This is a genomic window from Pseudoalteromonas sp. S2755 (genome assembly GCF_005886535.1).
GTDB lineage: Bacteria > Pseudomonadota > Gammaproteobacteria > Enterobacterales > Alteromonadaceae > Pseudoalteromonas.
In genome coordinates, this window is record NZ_PNDS01000049.1 from 1 (window position 1) to 23,375 (window position 23,375).

Sequence of the window (23,375 nt, forward strand, 5' to 3'; positions counted from 1 at the left end):
GAGAATTAATTCAATTGGTATGATACCCAGAAATAAGTAAGAAGTAAGCTGTAAATGAAAAAACTAACCCCAATTACCCTCGCAATGATAGCAAGTATCAGTACCTGCACATTCGCCCAGCAAAGTGTTTCTTTAAATAACAATGAAGCGCTCTCAGCGGCATTGATTAAACAACTTAATGACAACAATAACTTATTCAGAACGACACAGACAGATACTGGAATATCATTTAAAACACATAGTGCACTTGCGTCAGGTAAACATTTGCGTCGTAGCCAATATTATCAAGGCCTACGAGTTTATGGCGGCGAAATAATCACCCACCATGATATCAATCAAACCACCTTCGGTTGGCTGCAACCCACGCACAAGATAATCGACATTTCTGGCCGAGTAGTTACTGATCTAACATTAACGGAGCTAAGCCCTTCGCTCAGTGAAGCTGCAGCATTGGATATTGCAAAATCGCACGCTAAGCAAAGTGTAGAAGCGAGAGAGCAAAGCGTTGAACTGATCGTTTACCCACATGCAAGTGGTGCTAAACTGGCTTATTTAATTACATTATTATTTGAAGACCTAGATGGTAGTACGCGCCCCGAATATATAATAAATGCTCACACAGGAGAGGTATTATCACAACACGACACCATTAATCACAGCACTACTCTGATGACGGGCCCTGGGGGTAACGAAAAAATTGGTCGAGTAGAGTATGGCATTGACCGACCCGCAATAAAGGTGACTTCACTTGGAAATGGTCAATGTCGAATGGAAGATGAGCAGATCAAAGTAATAGATATGGAGCATGGAAAAACCAATACTTCTGCATACGAATTTTCCTGTGGTGAGAATAACCACAAATATATTAATGGTGCTTATGCCCCGCTTAATGACGCGCTTTATTTAGGGCGGATGACCCAAGAAATGTTCGAAAATTGGTACGGCATAAACCAGATTCTTCCTCATAAGCTGGTAATGCGAATCCATTATGGCGATAACTACGCCAATGCTTCTTGGAATGGCAGAGAAGTCACGTTTGGGGATGGAAACAGCGTGGTGCATCCACTAGTATCGACGAATGTGACTGCGCATGAGGTAGCACATGGCTTTACTTGGAACACATCAAAATTGGTGTACCAAGGTCATTCAGGTGGCGTCAATGAATCATTTTCTGATATGGCGGGCGAAGCATTGGAGTGTTATTTAAATCAGAACTCTGATGGGTCATGCATCGTTGACTGGCAGCTAGGTAAAGATATTCTTAAACGTCATCATGGTGCATTGAGGTATTTTGATAAACCAAGTAAAGATGGTCGCTCAATTGATCATGCTGATCAATATACATTAGGATTAGATGTCCACTATAGCTCAGGCGTGTTTAACCGTGCGTTTTATCTACTATCTAATAGCCCTGGTTGGAATGTGCGTAAAGCCTTTGCTGTGATGGTAGAAGCCAACCGATTTTACTGGGTTTACAACGATGACTTTGATGCACTTGGCTGTGGTGTAACCAAAGCGGCTAGGTCGTTGGGGTATGACACGGCGGCAATTGGTGAAGCATTTTCACAAGTTGGTGTTTACACGTGTTTAAATAACAAAACACCGACCATTCAGCTCAGCGCACCAGCTGATCAGAGTCAGCATGTAATTGGCAGTGAAGTTGTATTAAGTGCAAATGCACAAGACGATTTTGGTGAGGTTACTCGAGTTACTTTTGAGGTCAATGATCAAATTGTTGGTAGTGTGACTCAAGCACCATGGCAATTGACTTGGAATGCAGAACAAGCAGGTAAATATACTTTCTCAGCACAAGTGACTGATAATGAGGGCGCGACAGCTAAAACTGAACTTCGCCAATTCAGCGTCGTCAACCCTGACGATTGCACAACACCTGCTTGGCAAGAAAATAGCGTTTACGTTAAAGGTGATAAAGTTGCACTGGCGGGCTTCGAATATACTGCTCGGTGGTGGAACCGTTCTCAAAATCCTTTAAAGTCGGGCACTTGGGGTGTTTGGAAAAAAGGAGTCGCCTGTGGTGGCACATCTGATGATGGAAGTGTTAATGAAAATCAGCCACCCACGCTTGATTTTATCAAACCTACAGATGGGTATGTTATAGAGATTGGAAAGGCAATCGACATACAATTATCTGCCACTGATAGAGATAGTAAGATCGAGTCAATCACCGTAAAAGTGAACGATACGCTATTAACCGAACTCCATAGTGCGCCATACGCGTTTAATTATGTTCCTAACTTAACTGGAAGCTACATAATTAGTGCTGTTGCGACTGACGATAGAGGAGCAAAGTCAAAGTATATTTCAAGGCGTATTGTAGTTGTAGATCCTGTAAAAGAGCCTAAGCCAAACTGTAAAGCTGAGCCTTGGAAAGCTTCCAATGTGTACCATAAAGGTGAGAGAGTAAACTATGAAGGCTTTTTATTCGAAGCGAAGTGGTGGACACGTAACCAGAATCCAACTCAGTATTCCTCCCAATGGGCGGTATGGAAAAAACTTCAAAAGTGCGACTAACCAGAGGCGTAGATAAGCGGTGAGCTAGCTCCTTTTGTCCTATGTTGATCTCATCACCCCCTTGTCTCACCAATGAGTTTTAGGGGGAACACCGCTTTCTGCTCTTACTAAGGCTAGCAAGGTGGATTTACACGGCAATAGCTGGCTATGGGAAGGCAATTCAACGTATTGAGCACTAAAATTGGCTGTTATAAGGAGCTAAACAACTTGAATTCGGAATAACAACTTGCTCTTCAGCTGTTGTTATTCCGTCCAACCACACAGAATAAACAGTCCCAAAGCTTTTAACCAAGCTCAGGTGAAAGAAGCTATGTTGAGTATTTTTATTTAAATTTATATTGTGGGTGCAGATTTCCAATATTTAACATTTTTTAGGTTTGTTAAATAATTTAATTTGTAGTTTATTGATTTTTATATTCATTATTGTGATGTTTTCACTTTTGCTATTTGTAGATTGTTGTGTGGTTTTTTTTGATTTTTTATATTTTTTAGATTTGGTTGAATTTGCTGTTTTTAATGTTATTATTTTGTGGGTTTTTTAATTAAAAGGAAATTTTATGAGAGTTTTACTTGTTAGTGCATTACTATCTGCAATAAGTACAACCGCTTTTGCTGGCAATCCAACGAGTGTAGGTGATGTTGTTGCGCGAGATCTATCAATTTCAGGACTTGGTTGGGCTGGTCACGTTGGGATCTGGGACGGCTCAAAGGTACTTGAAGTATTGAATGATAACACTGTCATTCACAAAAATACGCTGAGTAGCTTTAAAGGTGCTTCCTCATATTGGGGCGCGAAGTACGGTCGCGGTAATAGGCATGGAGAGATAGTTGAAGCTGGATGGGCACAGCGTAGCTTTGATCCAGAATATACAATCACCGCGCAATATACAGAAGGTAAGTGGGTATATAAAAATGGTAGTTTAGTTAAAGTGAAGGCAAAGTTCCGTTGTGATACCTTTGTGAACTACTCATACAAAAAGGTTACTGGCGAAAATTTAGTTACCGTTTTCACTCCGAGAAACCTTTATAATAGCTTCCCAAGCACTAGGTAATTTGAGGTGGATATGAAACTAATTGCAAAATATGTAGCATTATCTTTATTAGCTGTTTTTTTGGTTGTCATTTATTTTGTATCCACAGCAGAAAAGGAAGTGAAAAAAGCTGCAGAAAATAATGAAACCGTTCCTTTTATTAGTCAGTCCGAGCTTGTGGCAACACTTCCCGACTTTTATGATATGGACATTAAATTAACAGGTGAAAAAGATAATAAAATGTTAGAGTTAGCAGATACACTTACTTTAACATTAAAGAATAGTTTTGGTACAAAAGCCATGCTTGATTTTGAAGCTGAGCTAATAGAGCTATTAAAAGATCCAAATATATCAAGAAAAGATAAAATAAGTATATTGTGGAATATGACACAGCAGTTAGGCGTAGAATCAGAGCAAGGGTTGTATGTGCTTGAGTATATGAGTACGTTGGCTCCTATCGAGCTGTCCAATGAGTTAATTTCGCTATTCGAAAGTGCATCAGATCGGGCAAAACTTGGCTTACTTAATGTACTTGAGACTATCTTACTGGTTAATGGAGAAGAGGCGAAAGTTTCTGCTCTGCATTTATCAGAAGTAAAACAGCAATTACTCGATGTAATGAGTGGTCAGTTAGCCAATGTGGAAGATCCTGCATTGGGCTTCTCAATTCTTGAGGCTGTTGTTGGTCACCTTCCTTTTGAGAAAGCCAAACTACTGATAGATGACCAGTTTGTGATATCAGAAAATAAATCTAATAACGTCTCAAATGATGTTATCAGAGCAACAAAAGCTGGAATTTATAATCGCCTAGCACTAGCTAACCCTCAATCAAGGACTGAATTTCTGCCACAATATATTCAAACTCTTAATAATGAGCCTTCACAAACGGTGGAGCGAGAGTCGCTAAGGCAAGATCTCTTTAATATTATTAGAATAGATGAGTTTATGAATGAGGCACCGCATGAATTTAAACAAACGGTGAATGCATTTTTAGCACGAGATCTTCCTGTGATGGACATCGACAGTACTGAATTTGATTACGATGCCGTAAAGCTGTATTCAGATCTGTCAATTGCAATGGCAAAATTGAGTGCATCGGCTCAACGCTCTAGTGAAAGCATATATACACAACAGATTAACGCAGCCAAAAGTCCACTTGAGCAAGCGATTTTGATAAGTCGTTCACCGTATCAGCTAAATGAATTATTAACCGATGAATTTACCCGAGCAAGAATTAGTAGTGACTTGCGAGCAGAAGCCAAACGGATAGGTGAAAATTCTGCCTATACTGACTTACTTAACGATGCCGCATCGCGGTTGTAGGTAAACATGTTGTAGCCACCTTTGGTTGGCTACAACACTTACTACGTAATCACAAATCACATTAACTGTTGTGGTTTGATTTCAATATTAGCGCTATCAGAACTTACCCATACTTCGCCATCTTGAATGGTAATAGTGAGCTTGATACTACGCTCTGCTAATTGGGCTAAAGCCTGAGTCGCACTATAATCCAAGCTGAAAATACTCAGATTTTTAAAGTCGTATAATTTAGGCTGATGTTTTTGCCACCAAATCGCTTGATTATTTTCACCATAGGTGTAAAGGATCACTTGCTTTGATTTATTGCACGCTTTTTTAAGGCGTTTTTCATCAGGCAGTCCTAGTTCAATCCAAAGCTCAATCTCTTCGCTGTAATTCTTAACCCATAGTTCAGGTTCATCGTCAGCGCATAAGCCTTTGGTAAACTCCAGTCCCTCACATGCATTTAGTGCATAGGCAAGTAAACGGATCATTAATCGTTGTTCATTTTCAGAAGGGTGCTGGGCCAGCGTTAAATTAAAGTCTTGGTAAACATGTCTGTCCATATCACTGAGTGATAGTTGGGCTTTAATAATGGTAGATTTGAGCGCCATAAATTTGCTTAAAAAATTTTTGCGCTAGTATAGCGGATTGAGATAAAAATTTGCAGAATGTTATTGTGGAGATGAAACACAGCCTCATAAAGAGGCTGTGTTTATTTGAATTGCTTAGCGCGCTAGCAGCTAATTGCAGCTATTTGAGATATCCAAATATTGGGCAAAGACTCTTTTAGTTTGTTAGTTTCAGTGTCATTGCTGTCGCTTCCACTTCCACCGCCACATGCGACTAGAGTCAATGCAAGTATTGAGGTTACGATTCCTTTGTATATAACACTTTTGATCAACTTGATATCTTGTCTTGCTGAATAGTCAGTTGGCTGAGAATTGTATTGTATTGTATTTAGAGGCAAGTTTTCAATAGTTAAACATGGTTTCTAGCAATGGTATAGCTATGTGTTTTGGGTGTGGATTTTAAAAACAAGAAAATCAATAGATTAAAAGGAAGCATGATATTTTGCTTGAGCCGTTATAATTCATTGATAACGAATAAAAGAAGCGAGGCTACATAGCCTCTTTGGTTGGAAAATAGAGAAGTAAGGACAGCGGGTTAAGGGCGTGCTCTAGCGAGCTCTCCTCCCTGATGTCGGCCGCCTAATCAACGTTTGCGATTGCGGATTCTATGCGATTTTCACAAAGGGTAGTGCCGGGCAGTGTCGCACAATATTCGCCAGCTTGCTCGAGTCCGATACGCTGCGTATTACGGGCGGAAATACGAGCTGTAAGCTGTTCGGTTTCGAGCGGGTCTTCAGACACCGCTTTAAATGCACTCAACCTTTCTATTTCGTCATACACTAAATCTTGATAACTTCTGAGTCTGGCGGACAGTGCAATATAGCGGTTAGATAGTGCGGTGTGACCAGCATAGGCGAGGTCATAGTGGCCAGAGTCTTCATAGCTTTCGACTTCGTACTTTAAAACGTTTAAATGTTCGTCTTTGAGGTCGTCGACATAATCACCACCGTCTAGTAAGTAGCTAAATAGATTGTCGGCATATGTAATACAGGGAGTTAGGTTATCTGTTTTGCAGTGCATGGTGCCATTTTTACTGAGTCTAGCGAGTTCAGGCGTCATACCTCCATCAGTATTCACCTGAATCGTATAGACGGCATCTTTGGTTGCCTCTTGAAATACTTTGGTTTTAGTAAAAGTTTTACTGAAAAATAGAAATTTCACTTTGATTTTGGTCTGAAACCATTCGTATTTTGTGCGATCTTTAAAATGGAGCTTTGCGGTAACATAGATACGAGAACCAAGTTTGATGTTGTGAATAAAGCTATCACCACAGCGGTTTCTTACCTGCGTTGGATCTGTACTGAGTAGCTCGACAAAAGCGGGTTTGGTGGTTCGATTTTCAAAGTTATAACTTCCTTTTTCATAGGTTAACTCGACCGCTGAGGCAGCTGAATTTCTATTTTTGGTTACTTTCCTGCGCATGGAAAACTTGGCTGAGCCACCAAAAATAACTAAGTTGATACCAGCCTTTACACTACCTGTAATGGTATTGATCATGGTGTCGGAGTCAAAATCGCCACGATAAGCCAAGTCGCCCATGCTACCACCCTGAAATTGCCACTGACCATCGAGGCACGATTCAAGCGGTATGCCTAATTCCTGTTCAAATCCCTGTCCGAGTTTTTCATGCTCAGTATTTAAAGAGTAATAGGTATGTGCATTTACATAAAAGCTTAACAGGCCACAGAGCACTATTAATATGGTTCTTAAGTGCATACATAAATTCCTGTAGATGGTTTACTGTGGGAGAGGCGAAGAAGTAATAATTCAATGTTCGAATGTTTATTACTTGCCACGCCTCAATTGAACTAATTGAGTCTTAGCGTTTTTACGACACACTAATTTTCAAAAGCGGTTCCATAGGTTGGTAGGGCTGATTTACATGGTAGCCAAACCATCACGCCCGCAGCAGGGTCATTTGCATCAACAAAGGAAGGCGCCCAGCCCAACTGTCTAAACCCAAGTGATACATGATTTTCTTCAACCCCAAAGTTTGCTGTAGCTTCTCGGGCATTTTCACATTTGAAGTATTGCGTCATGTTATCAGCTGGTATATTCAGATCGGCAAGCGTGTAGTTTTGTATGCAGCCGACGCCACTACCACTACAGGTATTTAGGTAATCGTTCCACGCATCTGTACAAGCTGTACCATAAGGATTATCGCGACAAACTCGAGCATATTGCTCATAAATCCATGCATTGTTGTAAGCGGCTTCTTGTACGCCTTCTGCTTTTTGACGTTGTACATCCGTCATCCAACTAGCGTATTGCGCAAGTACACCACGCGCACGGTGTTCATGATTAACCGACTTTTTGAATTGATCTTCAAGCCATAAAGTACGGTAAGTGGTTTCAAAGCGAATATCTTTATTACCTGAATCTAAACGACGTACATCTTGTGAGCTGATCTCGTAAGGCGTAGCCTTGTAACGCACCACGTTGTAATCAGATAACGCATTAAACTGATTACCAAAATCGTTCTTCGCATAGTTCACCGCTTGCTCAAATAAAGTGAAGCAAGGCTCGTAGTTATCGAGAGAACAAGTGATAATATTGTTAGGGATTATGCTGAGAAGCTGTTTAGGATCACCGCCTTTTTGTAAGGCTCTGACGGTAATGCGCACACTTTTCTTTAGGTCCTCGTCGATATAATTAAGTTTACCATCGACGCTAATACCAATATTACCAGCACCGTAACTTACCCCTAAATAACCGCCAATTTCACTTTTGTGCTGCTCACTTAAGTATTCAATTTTCATGTTAATGAGTAGCTGTGCACCGTATTCAATCTCACTGATAAAACCATCACCTGCCATGCTCATTAGTTTACTTTGGTACTCATTCGCTAGCGTATTACCTGACGGGGTCAAGGTGTAACCAATGTTGGCATCCGCTGGCATAAGTACACGCTTCTTCGGTGTTAACGATGCTTGGAAAGTATAAGTATTAGAAAACTCAGTCGAGGACATTTCTTTGGCTAAGTGACCGCCAGCTTTGACACGAATGACTGGAAAACCAACATCAACATCCACATTACCGTTGAGCTGACGGAGTACTTCGTCATAGCTGCCATTGTTTACTAGTTCAAATTGCACTCGGGTATTACCGAGAGTCTCAACTGTTTCCCCTGCGACAGTTTGAACATTCAAAAAGCGTTTTTGGTCGCTGTTATAAGCCGTACCTAGTACAATGTGATCGTTCATCAATCCGGGGATTTCGCTTTGAAAGGTATTCACATTTTGTGCTTTTTGCATTAATTCCGCTTCGTTGACAAAATTGGAATCTGCGAATACGAAAGGTGTAGTGCCGGCAATAAGTGCCGCGATAGTCTGTTTGTATAAGTTCATGTTGCCACCTATTACTTCACGTAAAGGAGGTAATCTTCTACCTCTCCGGAGTCTACTTCTTTACATGCGTCATTGCTGCCACCGAGGTAATCCATGGTAACGCGCATTTTCGTCATGCCCTTTTTAGCGCCCGTTGGCGGTGTAATTTCTACCTGAACGGCTTGTTCTGAAACACCTGCGAATAAGGTTTCTTTTGTATCGTTAAAATCACCATCTTGGTTCCAGTCAATAAACACATGCCAAGTTTCCGGGTATGTTTCTGCACTACTAAATCCAGGGGTTAACGTTAACTGGTAGCTTCTATCGGCATATATTTTCGCAGTATCGCCAACATAGTTGCTGTAAAAGGTGTTGCTACTGGTATTTTCAAGATTAGAAAATTTGACTGATTGGATAAACTCATAGTCACGTTCACGAGACTTAGTGGTGCAGTAGTTCGGCATTGCAGGAGTAACCATCACCGCGCTTATGCGATAATCTGATGGGATCTGCAAACACGAAGTCGTTGGTGATTTACCCGCAAACCAGTTCTTTGGATTCGCATTGTCTTCGTCTCCAAAGGTAAGATATTTTGCATCAGTCCTGAGGGTGCTATTTTTGTATAGCATTACTTTTTTAAGATTTGCTATTTTCTCATCATTTGGAATGGGAGTTGTGGGATCAAAGATATTATCAGAGACTTCAACCAATAACCCTGGGTAGCACTTTTCCAACCATTGAAAGCGTCCTAACGCTTGCTGTGGCGTAAGTACATCTCGAGATTCAAATAAAGTCGTATTTGCCTGCGCTGATGGTGCTATTGTGGCAGCGAATGAGGCAATTAATGTGCTGGTTAGCATGACTTTTAACATAGTCTTATTCCTTATAATTCTAGCCATTTACGGTCATACTGATGAACGCGGCCACGAGTCTGTAGCTCTCTATCGCGACAGTAATTACCAATTGGATTACGCTTACAATAATCAACGGCGTCTGCCAGAATAAATGAGTTAAAGAGTGCATTATCGCGAATGGTCTCTAATGCAGTTCGATGTGAGTTATTGAGCTCACTGGCGTAGTAATTAAGTAGGTTATCGGCACGACGATTGTCGAGAATTGCCTGTACCCAATCATCACTCATGTTTTTCAAAGCCAATTTAGTCAAGATGCTTTTGGCAGGATAGACATCATCAGGTACCAAGGGAGATAGGCTTGGTCCTGAGTCGGTATAACTTTGTGTTAAAACTCGACCAACGTTGTATTTATCTAAGGTATCAAACTGAGTGACGTAGTTAGTTTTGATGTAATCGATACTGTTTTTAAATACATCAAAGCATGGTGTTGGGTTTTCCATTGTACAGTTGACGAGCTGATTAGGGATCACCTTCAGTAGTTCAGTTGGATCACCACCAAGTTGTAGCGCAGAAACGGTAATTTTGATGTTACGCTTCACATCTTCGTCTACTTTTTGCAACTTACCACTGACACTGACTTTACCCGCCCAGTCAACACCAAGCTGACCACCCCATTTGACTTTGTCTTCGTCATTTTTATATTGGAACTTGAGATTGATCATAACTTGAGATCCATACTCAATCGCTGATACAAACTCATTACCAATATTATTGAATTTATCTCCAGGGTTAGCGTTGACCAAATCAAGCGCTGCTTGTGTTGGTTTAAATCCTGTCTGAGGATCCGCAACTAACAGCCGTTTTTTCGGTTTTAAGGAGAGAAATAGGGTGTAAGTGCCGGTGTAGTTATCTGCGGCGTTTTGTTTTGCATAGCTTGCGCCAACGCCAACTTTTATGACTGGAACGTCAAGTGCAGCGCCTAAGTTACCATCTAGCATGCTAGATAGTTGGCTATAGCTCATATCTACACCGACTACAAAATCCATTTCGGTATTGCCATAGGTTTCGTCAACTCGGCCAAGCACACTTTGCAGTGCATAAAAACCTTCTTTTTCGCTATGATAAGCAGTACCGAGTGTCACTGAGTCTAAATCAGAGTTATTTGCTTGGGTAGTGAACTCTGGATTAGCAATTTGATCAGCAGTAGCTGAAAAACTGCAGGCAAAAAGTCCCACTAGCCCCATGGCACGTGCCAATGGAGAATGTATAAATTTCATGTTGAATTCCTTACTGAGAAGTATGGCCCCTCAATAGGAGAGGCCAGATGCAGCGATTAGTTCAGGCTGTTGATGTAGTCTGTTTTCCACTTTTCAGGAAGACGTTGGAGAATCTCTTCTTCTGACATGCGTACGTCCTGATCTTTGTAGTTGAACTCATCTTGTGTAGCCAGATCGCCTACCGCCATGCCATTGGCAAACATGGCAAAGTTACGTGACTCAGCTAGTTTAGAATCTGCTGTTGGAGCAAGTTTTAGGTTATAAATCTTGTCGCGATACTTCTCTTTAGTCACGCTTGTTACCAACACCGATCCATTCTCAGTTAAGATACGGTCGCCAACTTTAAGTTCTTTCGCCCAAATAATTCCTTTATTTGACGTCGAAATTGGGTGAGTCTCCGTAGTTAAGATATCAGAGCCATCTGCGCCTTTTACGCGATACATCTTGATAGCTTCAATCCCAACCGACACATCAATAACTTGCATTGGTTCTTTAACTTGGGTATTCGAAGCAAGTGCACCTAATACCAAATCGCCTTTCGCAATGTCTTCAATGGCAAGTTGTTTACCATCGGCCATGGTGATCATTGTGCCTGTAGCTAGACAGCTGTAACCTAGCTTCATCATAGGTAATACTTCACTATAGAAATTACCAAAACGCGTTGATGTTTCTGACGTTAGTGAAACTTGGAATGCAACGGCACCACCACGTCCTTTCTTAAAGTACGGATAACCTTTAACAGCAAAAGTCATATACCAGTTTGCTTCAGCGATGTTTGAGAACAGTTTGGCATTACCAAAACGGCCCTCAGAACGCGGAATATTCCAACGGATAATCGACTCCTGGTTTACTGTATCAACTTCGAACTCCAAGTAATCGGAAAATTGCTTAACCGCGTTTTCGAGCCCTTTATAACTTTGCTTTGTCGCGCCGCCATAGATACCTTCCTGTAGATAAATATTCGTTGGTTCATCTATACCGTTTGGCAAATCGCCTACAGTTGGATAGATTTCAGTGATCTCGTGAGGAACACGTAACTCGCCGTTGAATGGGATATTTACATCGGTAATTTCATTCGGTTCACGGTATTGATCTGCTGCGTAATCACAGTCAGTGTGACTACGGTTTAAACAGATTTTAATAACCGCGTCGTTGTTTTTATCGATTGGCGCAGTCGCATTATATTTCGGACGTGTATCCAAAGATGAGCTGATCCCTACGTTAAGTGCAGAAGCCTCACCTTTTGCAGCTGGTGTAGCAGAGCCATACAGCGCTTCAAAGTGTTCCCATGAGAATGGGTACTCAGTGTACTTCATCGTCGTACTGATGGTGCCATCTTCTTGCTCTAGTTCAACGTATGAACTTGCGTAAATGGTATCTAGGTTGGGAAAGTTTGCTTTCAATGACTTCAGTGAAATAGTCGAAGTTGCAAGTGTATCTTTACCATCTAATACATTAAATGTAGAACCTAAAGGTGCAAGCTGATTACCATTTGCATCTTCTAACAACAAGTCGATGTAGGTCGCTTTTGTACCACCAAAGCGTGAGCTTTTTGCACGTACAATGAGATAAGGTTCGTTTGTATCAGATGAAATAGCTAAGTTCATATCCAAGAAGAAATGTGCTTCTTTAATGATATCCACTTCAGTTTCACTAACTGGCGGCACTTCAGAGGTGGTCATATTCATTTTGGCTGATAAGTGCTGTCCTTTTGCTACATCTAGCGTTTTGTGTAGCTGTGGGAACTCGCTCTCAATACGGTTTGCTTTTATTAAGCGTGACTTCGCCAATTGATAGTGCTGCGGATTGGACATATCAAGTTTACGGATCCCGAATTGGTCTGGTTGAGTTACTGCAATACCCTGAGTTGCAGCAGGACCAGGCTTCTGTTTCGACGCCGTAGTAGTCGGTTGTTCATTAACACTGTTGCTAGCAGCAACCGCATTGCTGACTGCTAACGCGATTGCAAGCGGCATGAGCACCTTTTTGTTTAGTTTTTTCATTTTATTTTCCTTAATTCTTATAGATTTCTACAAGGTAGTCTTCAATTTCTCCGCTCCCCGAGGTCGCGGCACTGCTATAGTCAGAGCAAGGATCGATACTATTTACTCTGCTAAATCCGTAATACTGCAAAATTCTCATTCGAGTCGTTGTGACAGGTTGTGAAAGCTTATTGCTTGGAATGCTAAATTCACCCTCAACATAGCCTTTACCGTAGTCTTGGTTAGTTTGGTCAAAGTCCATGACCAGCAACTCTGATTTGTTGTTTCTCCAATCGCCATCGCCAAATTGACCGTCGCCGTTTAAATCTATCCAGATGTGGTAGTTTTCAGCGAAGGCTTCATTGCCTGCATAACCTGCCTCAATACGATAAGTATTATTCTGTGTGGTATAGAGCTTGATTGGATTGTTAGGGTTAACAACACCAGGTTGCTGTGCATTGCTAAATGGACCATCTTGATTGAAAGTCACGTTACTGATGTGTTCATAATCGGTCAGACCTACAGCCGTGCAATATTCAACAGGTTGTGTTGATTTAAGCTCTAGCAGCATATTTTTGGTACCTGTAACTCGGCTTCCCCAATCATCCCAAATAGGTTTGTTGTAACTAATAGTTAGGCTTGCGCTAAAGTTACCTGCGGCTTGATAGGTGTGTTCGGTGTCTTGGCCAAAATTACCAGTTTGCGTAAGTGTTGAGCCATCTCCAAAGTTCCATTCCAATGTTACATCTGGGTATCTTGAAGCGTTATCAGGTTTTGTGGTGGTATTACTGAAGCTGACCTTAAACGTACCGTCTGCTTGTTCGCTTACCGTGTAGCTCACATCAGGCGTAAAGCTCGTCTCGCCAATTTTCACTGTTTCAGAGGTAGATTGTGTGCCATCAGCATGATTAATTGTGAGTGTGATCGTGTACTCGCCATCGGCTTGATAGGTGTGCTGAGTGTCTCTTACCGAGGACGTGACATCATCTCCAAATTGCCACTGTATTGTGCTACCTTTAGGGATAACACTCTGATTTGTATCTACATAAACAGTGCTACCGGATTTCCGTGGTGTGAATCTTGCCGTGATAGTGGTGTTAAACTGAATTTGTTTGTTCCAGCTTCCAATTACTTTGTTAAATCTGTCATATGCTTTTAGCTCGACCGTATAGTTGCCAGATTGTGCATATTGGTGAATAGGTGACTTTTCACTACTGGTAGTGCCATCGCCAAATTTCCAATGCCAACGTTTAACACGTGCATCAACAGTATTGTTTTCAAAGCTAATCTGATTGACACCTTGGCTTGCGCTGACTCTTAAATCAACGGGGTCTGTGTTTTCAATGAGCTTCACTGTGTAGTCTTCAACTTCACCCCAAGACATGTCGCCACACGCTGATTTCACTAGACCAAATGACACCATAGTTCGAAGGCGATAGCTTTGGTTTAGCTCACCACTCAATGAGATCTCACCAGTCAATTGCGTTTTACTGCTGCCAAAAAGTGCGAGTTCTTCCGTTTTATGGAATAAGCCATCGTTATCTTTGTCTAACCAGACATAAAAGTTCTTTGTCTTGTCTTGAGTATCTGGGTGGGGGGCTGCGGTTAGCGTTACATTGAGTGCTTTACCATCCTTAACTTCGACTACATCATGTGAGTAGTCGCTATAATTGCTTGATGTAGAATCGTTTTTGTAGCTGTTCAACGAAACTGATGATAAGTAGTACTTGCTATGGTTGATGCCTTGCGCGGGGCAATAGTCGTCAAAAACTTCAATAGGCAGCATAAAAGTATCAGATTGACCAGAGGGGGCGATGGCGGTCAGTTCAACATTGTATTCGCCCGCAGTAGTATAGTTATGTGTGGGCTCAAAGGCGCTACTCTGTGCACTTCCATCACCAAAATTCCACTGCCATTGCCAGCCTTCGCTGTTACTAGCCGAAACTTGCTGGCCGTCACGACGGGTTAAGTTCTTAAAGTCAAAAGCTAAGAACTGGCGATCAAAGCCAAGTTCACTCTCGAGTCCACGGTCTACCTTCAAACCTATACCAACTTGTGCAAACGCCTTACGTACGTGGTTTTGTAAATCAGTAACTTGCCAGTTGCTACCATCTTGCCTCTTAACGCCATCTTGAGTCAGCTGCTCAGTTACCGTGTGAGTTTGTCTCATTACACAATCAGCACCGGTAAGATAGGTACTATTACTGGTCCAGCAGTTTTTATTTGCGTTAGCAAACAAGATAAAGGCGTACTTTGTATTCCACGGTGAGGTTTCGTTGTCTAGATCTGCAGTCGTGAGGTAATAAAAAGCTTTGTTAAATACGCCTGCGCCATGGTGAGAAGTGACTGAGTCGTCATAGTCCTCAACATGATCAATCGAATTTCCATCTAGCGTAGGAGTTTTGAAATAACGCAGTGCATCATCAAGGCGGAACGTTTCGTGATTACTTTTCCAATCATTCGCGCCAGAGTAGAAGAATTCAGCTGCTTCACCCGCCATATCAGAAAAGGCTTCATTGATGGCACGAGCTTGACCTGTCAGCATTGATTTTGGCGTATTTGAGCCATACTCTTCGGTAAAACCGTGAGCGATTTCATGGGCAACTACATCCAAGGAAACCATAGGATAGAAGAGGTAGTCACCATCACCAAAATAGACCTCGCCGTTTTCATAAAATGCCTGATCCATGTTTAGACCGTAATGGACATTTTGAATTATCTTTTTATTAAAGTAGGGTTTATGTCCAAGATAAGCCTCGAACATCAAGCTTGCTGTTTGTCCATGATGATGAGCATCATTTAAGGCAGAGCGAGCGCCGTGATATTCTTTATAGTCATTGCGAGTTGAATCTGAGCAGTTATAGCTATAAGGCGTATTAACTTGCGCGGTACCGTGATTGTAGTTTCTGGTCTCAACGTTTTTTGCATCAAACAAGCAGTTAGTTTGCTGAGCATCAGTTTCCATGGCGACAACAAAGGTCTTTGGTGGGTAGGAAACGTAATCTGCTTGTTGATAATCTGGGCGTGAAACCTTGTCATTACCAGATGGTCCGCTTCCGCCTTCATACACAACGCGCTGCAATACATCTGATTGGCTGATAAGCTCGTTTGTTATTAAATCTACAAAAGCAAGGATCCTTTGTGGCTTAAAAGGACCAGACTTAAAATCGGTGAAAAAAGTAAGCTTGGCAGCGTGTCGGGCTTTGCCATGAGCATCTATATAAATTACTTCTTGTGCTGATGAACGTTTAAAAATTCTAGGGCGTTCACTGGTAAACTGAGAAATGACTGAGTCTAAAGTCGCGCTAAGTTGTGCTTCAGAAACAGGAGCGAGCGTGGGTATATCTTTAGCGACGTTAATAATGAGATCACCATAAACTTGCTCAACAGCGCCATTTTCGTCTGTCAGCACAACAAGGTCATGATTCCAGATTGGAATATTCTGGTACTTTTGAGTTATGGTATGGCTTTGCTTCGTTTGACCTACTTGGCTTTGATGAAATGTAAGCGTATGACCTGTGTATTGCGCTGCAAATGTTTTCAGCGTGAGTAGATAGTTTTGATTAGAATCATCACCAAATGTGGATTGTTTTTGTTGTAAAGTTGGCGCAATTTTCTGCGTGTCATTGAATAAAGAGACGCGTTCAGCGCCGTGACAATACATACTTATCGCTGATGCTAAAACGCACAGAGACTTTAACCCTTGCATGTTAACTCCATAATTATTTTGAAGATTCCTTCCCACTAAAACGCAACTACTCAATACATGAGATAAAAGAGCGAATGAGTGCGGCTGATTATTAGTGCTATTACTTTGAGCACAAACTCTAAGGTAATAAAGAATTTCAAATAAATAAATAACAAAAAATAAACAAAATAATAACTTTATGTTTTCGTTGGGAATTTAGGAGGAGGTTTTATTTTTTGTTATTTTTATCTAACTAATTATTATTGTTGAATAAATCTAAATTTTTTTAGAGCTTATAAAAAACTAAGAACAGCTAATACGCTAGGAGAGGTAGTCATCATTTTGTAATGTAAGGTAAATTTTAATGCTGGCAGATTTACTGTTTGTTCCTTTATTAGGATCTTTTGCACAATATTGATGAGATAAAATGAATAAGAAGCGTTGTTTTGGGTTGCTTGATTGATGAGGAAATTGGTCTGGTAAAAAGTACCTAGCTGTTTTACAAGTACTAGGTACTTTTTGTGATCTTTATTGAACGGTTACATTAATGTAGTTAGTAACAAAGGGCGATATCTCAATAGTTCCTGTCGCGTAAACATCTTTACCCACATCTTCACCTTCAATTTTTATATAGTATTGTCCGGCTGGAATAACGATATCCGTGTAGTAATGTGTACCAAAGTGAATTGAATCACCTTTTACTAACCAGCCCTCGGGTGAAACTTCGTATAAATAGCCTTCGCACTTGATTTTACCGATCCGAGGGTGTTTGCATTCGTTAAATTTAAGCCTGGTTTTACCGTCGGGGTTTTTTGCCGTTTTTACAAATGCCAATGAGCCATAATCTCGAGCCGTTTTCGTTGCTTGATGAGGCCATACTTTTTCTTTATTGATTGAGTAATCATTGCTAGAGCCACTACCCGTAGCCGACACCACTGTACCTGAGCTGCCAAAAATACCGTTGATGGCACCGTCAACACCATCGTTAACTACACGATTGATATCATTGCTTTTACATGCGGTAAGAGAGATAAGTGAAAGTGCGATAAGTGATACTTTTTTCATTGTTTGTCCTTGAAGTTCCATTCGCATCAGCATTTTTACTTAATGTTAGCTGCTTTCTTCAACGCTTAGTAAGTAACATATGTGAAGGCTTACTAAGCTGTAAAACTAACACAAAGCAATACGAGCATTTTTTTGCTCATACAATGCTTCCAGTTATTTTTGATTTAAATCGCATAAAAGTTTACCTTGTGGCGAAAAAAAGTCCAACAAAAAGCATGCTATTTAATGACTTTGGTCATTGAACAGCACGCGAAAAAGTACATTAGACTTGAAATACAAATAAGGCGTTAGTGCCTTTTTTATTGGTTAGTCACTTTGCAGTGCTTCGATTGGGTCTAGCTTTGAAGCTTTAATGGCCGGATATACCCCAAATGTTAAACCGACTAAGGCACAAATACTAAAAGAAAGGAAAATAGCACTTAGAGACCAAGACACCGCCCAATTTGAGTAAAATGCAATTATCTCTGATAGTAAAATACCAAACACCACACCGAGTAGTCCGCCTAATATCGAAATGGTAAAGCTCTCTGTAATAAACTGGACTTGAATATTTTTCCGAGTGGCGCCTATTGCCCGTAATAAGCCAATTTCTTTGGTTCGTTCAAGTACGGTTGCGAGCATGATATTCATAATACCAATACCACCAACAAGGAGTGATATACCCGCAACGCAAGACATCACCATATTAAAAATAGCCTGAGTTTGTTTTTGCTGAGCAAGCAAAGCGGCGGGAATGGTCAGCCTATAGTCATCAATATCGCTATGGCGATTGGTTAATATGTTAGTGATAGCTTGAGATGCCAAAATGGGGCTTTGAGATTTGTCGATGGCAAGTTTTAGTTCGGTAACCTCTGGCTCAAGTAGTCCTTTATTAAAGCGATGGATGGCGGTCGTTAGCGGAACAAAAATACGGCTTTGTTCACCTCCTAGAGCAACGCCTTGGAACTCCTTCTTGTTCAGGTGTGGTGCCTGCAAAATGCCAACAACCTCAAACCATAAATGGTTAATTTTTACCTGTTGACCAACAGCGCTCCCGAGGGGAAATAGAGTTTTTGCGGTATTTGCACCAAGTAACGCAACCTGCCTATATTCCTTACTATCTTCAGTATTTAGCAGGCGACCCGCCGCGAGTTCATAATGCGCAAGGCTAAAATAGTTTGCTGTTACGCCCGCGGCTTCCCCTTCAAAACTGCCGAATTCGCTAAATATCTGGTAGGTATCTACTAGCCGTTCAGCTGAAAAATCACTAACAAAGGGCAGGGCGTCAACAATCACTTGGCCGTCTAATAAATTAAGACCTTGCGAGTGTTTTCGTTGTTCCTTTAGGTCATTATCTTCAATGTCCTTGGCACTGACAATAACATTATTGATCCCCATAGAATCGATCATTTTAAGCGCTTCTCGTTCAGCACCTTCACCGATGTTCAACATAGCAATAACAGCCCCCACACCGAAAATCATCCCGAGCAAGGTCAATAAAGTTCTGAGCTTATGCTGCTTTAATTGTACAATGGCGTCGGTAAATAAATCCAAATATTTCATTACAGTTCCTTATTCGCGACGAGTGCAATTTGTTGTTTGGGAGATAAGCCTGCCAGTACTTCAGTATGGCTTAGGTTGCTTTGACCTAATTCCACTTTTACGCGTTTAAACTGGCTACCGTCTTTAACTTGAACAAAAAATGCGTTGTTATCATTGATCACGCTATGTTTAGGTACGAGTAACGCTTGTTTATTTTCTTGGACAAATACCGTAGCAAGCACTTTATTGCCTGGTTTGAAGTGGGCTGGAGTCTCATCAAGGCTGGCAATGATCTCATAGTATTTTTGTGGATCTCCGCGGCGAATAGATTGTGGGTAAGGCGATACGTTGGTAACTTTACCATCAAAGCGCTCAGCGCTATTGGAGAGCAGGGTAAACTCAACCTTTTGACCAATCGCAAGGCCAAGCGCTTCTTTTTCATGAACGAAAAGCTTAGCTTGTAGGGATGAAATATCTGGTAACCCCCCGATTTTTTGCCCAGGCCATAGTGCTTGGCCTGATTTGGGTTTTTCGCCACGCCAATCGGCACTGAGGGTAAGTAAGCCATCATGTGGCGCGATGACTTCAAGCGCGTCTAAGTTTGCGTTGTACATCGCAATTTTGCTTTCGTGCTGTTTTGACTGCAGCTTTAACAATTCCATTTCTCCAAGGGCAGAAGATGAAAACTGCTCTGTCTGCCAGCCAAAATAAGCTTCTTTTGCATTGAGATATTCAACATTTTGCATTTGATCTAAAATGTCGAGCTTTGAGCGGATCCGTTCATCGTCAACTGAAAAGGTCTCGGCAAAGTGTTTCTCCTCACTGACGATAACCTTGTCGCTATCCAAATGGGACTTTCTCGTGGTTAAATCACTATCGGTGACTGTGATATCTTGTGCGACTTTGCCTTTGTCGAATTCACTAAAGCGTTTTCGTCTTTCTAATTGACTGCCATCGAAGCGTGCTATTACATCCCCTTTTTTCACCTGAGTATACTCAGGCATGATCCATGCGAGCGTCTGAGCCCCTCTTGCCGAGGTTGGGGCGGATATGATGGTTTCACTTGCGGCTTCCAATTCGCCTTCTGCCTCCACTGTGATCGAAAATGGCTTCGGCTCTACGGTATATAGGAGTTGCGCTGGCTGCTCAGGTGCTTCTTGGCAGCCAAGTAACCATAGTGGGACAATGATTGCGAGTAATGTTTTTCTCATAGCTTTACCTCCGTTCCTTGACTAATGCCAGAAGTAACGATGGCAAGCGTCGGTGTGGTATAAGAGACGGTGACTTCTTTTTCTCCGCTATCTGTGTCTATAAACACTTTATCCGCACTTTGTCTTAATGCGTTTAATGGCACGGTCAAGGCGTTATCGAGTTGTGCTGTTACTATCTCTACACGAGCACTCAAGCCTGGCCGCAGCTTTTCAGTATCGATTTTGTCGAGCTCAATAATGGCATCAACAATGCGGCTTTTATCTTGATGCGACTTTTCTCTAAAAGCTTTTCCTATTTCAACGAGTGTTCCGCCGATAACATAACCGTCGGCGCTGTCTATGGTGACTTTGACCTTTTGCCCCAATGTAATCCGTCCAAAATCGGCTTCTTTAATTTGTGCTTTTACCTGCATTTGCTCAATAACCGATAGCTCAACAACTGGTTGACCAAATTGCATGGATTCACCAACACTGGGCTTTTCACCTTCCCAGTTTGCTCGAAATGCAACTAACCCATCCATTGGCGCTTTTACTTGCAAGCGCGCTATATCACGTTTTAACTCTTTCACTTCAGCATCCATTCGTGCAACCTTACTTCTTGCCATTTGGATACTCAGCTCTTTGTTGTTTAGATGAAAAGCGAGTTTACTGTGGGCAAGCTCTAAATCATTGCTTGCAATGGTGAAGTCGATTTTCGCCTTTTTACGATCGTTGTCTGAGCGTGAGTTATCTACTATTTCTGCGCGTCGTTTTGCCTTATCGAAGTTCATTTTTGCTTCAGCGAGTGCGAGTTTGTATTCTTCTTCCTGCTTCTCGACTTGAGCTTGTTTATTTTCTAGCTCTTTTTTCGCTTGGCTTAGCTTCGAATTGTACTCCATCAAGCGATCTCTTACGGTTTGATCGTCAAACGATACGACGATTTGGCCTTTCTGAACCGAGGTGTTTTCAGGCATTAACTGTTTAATCTTGTACTGCCACATACGCTTGATTGAAGGAGGGGCTATCAAAGCGCGACTTTTTGATTCCAATTCACCATTCGCTTCTACTGTGATAGTGATTGGCTGCGCCTTTACGATATGTACATCGCGTGGGGCTTGGCTACAGCCAAGTAAATAGAGTGGAATGATGACTGCCAGCAACTTAACTTTCATTTTTCTCTCCTGGCAAAGTGATGCTTCCGCTCATGCCTGGTAGTAGTGGCAAATCGGTGTTAAATGTGAATTTAGCTCGGTAATACATACCTTGGCCCCAATCTTGGCGCTTTTCAGGCTGTGTTGATAGCTCAGTGAGGGTACTAGGCGTTGATGAGGAGCGAAAGGCGTCAAATTTTAAATCGGCGATTTGACCCTCTTTAATACCAATAGCATCTACTTCATGGATCCATGCTTCTAGATACAGACCCGCTGTAGAAGGGATTTCTGCTACTTTCCAACCCGGTTGGACTGTTGCGCCAGCAAATAACTTGTTGCCATTCCAAGGGTGATCCGCATACAGAATAGGGCCGCTATTACTGGCCGTTAGACTCATTTTTTCGAGCTGCTCTTGGTTGTGTGTGAGGCTTGCTTCTAACCGCTTTATTTCCAGTTGTTGTTTCTGAGTATTTGCTTTTGCTTCAGTTTCGGCCTTGCTTAAACTTACTTCGGCTTTGTGGTTCTCGATAATTGCCTTTTCTAATGTCAGCTGATGTTGCTCGTAGTCGTAGGTGCTGATATTGGCTTTTGGCACGTTTGCATCAATTTTGGCTCTTTCAACGAGCAAAGTGGTTTTTTTCAACTGGAACTGAGCTTCGAGTATCTTTTGGGCACCGTCTTGCTCAATTCGTTTGTACTCATCTTTTGCAGCATCAAGTGCTACTTTATCTTGGTCGATTGAGGTCGCGATAGAGCCGGAATCATAGACGACGACAATATCCCCCTCATTAGCAACTTCACCTTCGGGCAGCATCCACTGAATTTGAATCTTCCAAGAGTCACTCATCGGTGCGTGAAAGACCTGAGTTTCACCTGCTTTAATAACACCTGAGACGATAACTGGTTTGGCAAAAGCCTGCAAAGAGGTGAGCAGGGCGATGCTTATGATATAGCTGCGCATTGGCTATCCTCCACTTTCTCGCCATCTTTCATTCTGATGATACGCTCGGCATATGCCGCAATGTCGTCTTCATGCGTTACCATTACAATAGTGTGGCCTTGCTGGTGTAGCTGACATAGTAATTCCATGATTTCATGCGAGGTTTTACTATCTAAGTTACCGGTTGGTTCATCGGCAAAAATAACTTTCGGCTCATTGATAAGGGCCCGAGCAATAGCAACTCGTTGGCGTTGTCCTCCAGACATTTCGAAGGGTTTGTGATGTGCTCTGCTATCAAGGCCTACCTTTTTTAGCATGGCAAGCCCGCGACTTTTTGCCTCTGATGGGGAAGTCTCAGTGTACCTTAGCGGTAAGATGACATTTTCTAGTGCGGTCAGGCGAGTAAGTAAGTGGAATGTTTGAAAGATAAAGCCAATTTTTTGATTTCTAATTTGTGACAATGCTTCATCTTCCACCGCTTGAATTTCTTGGTTTGCAAGATAGTAAGCACCAGAGGTTGGAGAGTCTAAGCAACCAAGGATATTCATTAATGTAGACTTTCCAGAGCCAGATGATCCCATCACTGCAACAAATTCACCCTCCATTACTTCTAGAGAAACGGATTTTAGTGCGTGCACTTGGGTTTCTCCGCTTCCGTAAACGCGGCTTAAGTTTTCTACCCTGATCATTATTAATTGTAATCCCTTGTTTTTATTGTTTTCTACTCATGGTTTAGAGGTGTTTAACCGTGTACCTGAATTTGAGTGTAGTGATTGTTAGAGAAAGAGTAAACCGAGAAGGTACAAGACGAAAAGGGATTTAAGGTAAAAAGTTGTTTTTGGATACTGTACATTATTAACAGTGCCAAGAAAAATTGGCTGCCA

General features: G+C 41.7%; 16 protein-coding genes. 3 read left to right on the forward strand and 13 right to left on the reverse strand.

What is annotated here, in order from left to right; translation table 11 throughout:
* Positions 1–54 precede the first annotated feature (54 nt).
* The 3 genes from CWC03_RS09775 to CWC03_RS09785 all read left to right on the forward strand — a co-directional run bounded on the left by CWC03_RS09775 (position 55) and on the right by CWC03_RS09785 (position 4,886).
* Positions 55–2,532, forward strand: a complete 2,478-nt coding sequence (locus tag CWC03_RS09775) for a M4 family metallopeptidase (RefSeq protein ID WP_138581759.1) — start codon at positions 55–57, stop codon at positions 2,530–2,532.
* 557 nt (positions 2,533–3,089) lie between these two features.
* On the forward strand, positions 3,090–3,584 hold the full coding sequence (locus CWC03_RS09780; protein WP_138581760.1) for a hypothetical protein: 495 nt from the start codon (positions 3,090–3,092) through the stop codon (positions 3,582–3,584).
* 12 nt (positions 3,585–3,596) lie between these two features.
* Positions 3,597–4,886 (forward strand): hypothetical protein, encoded by a 1,290-nt coding sequence (locus CWC03_RS09785; RefSeq protein WP_138581761.1) that lies wholly within the window; start codon positions 3,597–3,599, stop codon positions 4,884–4,886.
* Positions 4,887–4,942: 56 nt separating this feature from the next.
* Here CWC03_RS09785 and CWC03_RS09790 read toward each other — a convergent pair whose 3' ends face one another.
* From CWC03_RS09790 to CWC03_RS09850, 13 genes are all read right to left on the reverse strand, one after another.
* Positions 4,943–5,479, reverse strand: a complete 537-nt coding sequence (locus CWC03_RS09790; RefSeq protein ID WP_138581762.1) for a YaeQ family protein — start codon at positions 5,477–5,479, stop codon at positions 4,943–4,945.
* Between the two features lie 597 nt (positions 5,480–6,076).
* Positions 6,077–7,213: a hypothetical protein gene (locus tag CWC03_RS09795; RefSeq protein ID WP_138581763.1), complete on the reverse strand. Its 1,137-nt coding sequence runs from the start codon at positions 7,211–7,213 to the stop codon at positions 6,077–6,079.
* Between the two features lie 122 nt (positions 7,214–7,335).
* The gene (locus CWC03_RS09800; protein ID WP_138581764.1) at positions 7,336–8,844 is read right to left on the reverse strand and encodes a hypothetical protein; all 1,509 of its coding nucleotides are present in this window, start codon (positions 8,842–8,844) and stop codon (positions 7,336–7,338) included.
* Between the two features lie 11 nt (positions 8,845–8,855).
* Entirely contained in the window at positions 8,856–9,695 is an 840-nt protein-coding gene (locus CWC03_RS09805; RefSeq protein ID WP_138581765.1) for a GEVED domain-containing protein, read from the reverse strand.
* An 11-nt stretch (positions 9,696–9,706) separates the two neighbouring features.
* A complete protein-coding gene (locus CWC03_RS09810) occupies positions 9,707–10,954 on the reverse strand; it encodes an internalin (RefSeq protein ID WP_138581766.1) in 1,248 nt (415 codons plus the stop codon).
* Between the two features lie 56 nt (positions 10,955–11,010).
* On the reverse strand, positions 11,011–12,957 hold the full coding sequence (locus CWC03_RS09815) for a Hint domain-containing protein (protein ID WP_138581767.1): 1,947 nt from the start codon (positions 12,955–12,957) through the stop codon (positions 11,011–11,013).
* Between the two features lie 10 nt (positions 12,958–12,967).
* On the reverse strand, positions 12,968–16,645 hold the full coding sequence (locus CWC03_RS09820; RefSeq protein WP_138581768.1) for a PKD domain-containing protein: 3,678 nt from the start codon (positions 16,643–16,645) through the stop codon (positions 12,968–12,970).
* A gap of 507 nt (positions 16,646–17,152) precedes the next feature.
* Positions 17,153–17,689 (reverse strand): hypothetical protein, encoded by a 537-nt coding sequence (locus CWC03_RS09825; RefSeq protein ID WP_138581769.1) that lies wholly within the window; start codon positions 17,687–17,689, stop codon positions 17,153–17,155.
* A 306-nt stretch (positions 17,690–17,995) separates the two neighbouring features.
* Complete coding sequence (locus CWC03_RS09830; RefSeq protein ID WP_138581770.1) at positions 17,996–19,231, reverse strand: ABC transporter permease; 1,236 nt, start codon at positions 19,229–19,231, stop codon at positions 17,996–17,998.
* Positions 19,231–20,421 carry an efflux RND transporter periplasmic adaptor subunit gene (locus CWC03_RS09835; RefSeq protein ID WP_138581771.1) on the reverse strand — a complete coding sequence of 397 codons (1,191 nt, stop codon included), beginning with the start codon at positions 20,419–20,421 and terminating at the stop codon, positions 19,231–19,233. Before CWC03_RS09835 ends, CWC03_RS09830 begins: the two co-directional genes overlap by 1 nt.
* Positions 20,418–21,572 (reverse strand): efflux RND transporter periplasmic adaptor subunit, encoded by a 1,155-nt coding sequence (locus CWC03_RS09840; protein WP_138581772.1) that lies wholly within the window; start codon positions 21,570–21,572, stop codon positions 20,418–20,420. Before CWC03_RS09840 ends, CWC03_RS09835 begins: the two co-directional genes overlap by 4 nt.
* Positions 21,562–22,512 carry an HlyD family secretion protein gene (locus CWC03_RS09845; protein WP_138581773.1) on the reverse strand — a complete coding sequence of 317 codons (951 nt, stop codon included), beginning with the start codon at positions 22,510–22,512 and terminating at the stop codon, positions 21,562–21,564. The genes CWC03_RS09840 and CWC03_RS09845 overlap by 11 nt, the downstream gene beginning before the upstream one ends.
* Entirely contained in the window at positions 22,494–23,180 is a 687-nt protein-coding gene (locus CWC03_RS09850) for an ABC transporter ATP-binding protein (protein ID WP_138581774.1), read from the reverse strand. The genes CWC03_RS09845 and CWC03_RS09850 overlap by 19 nt, the downstream gene beginning before the upstream one ends.
* Positions 23,181–23,375: the final 195 nt, after the last annotated feature.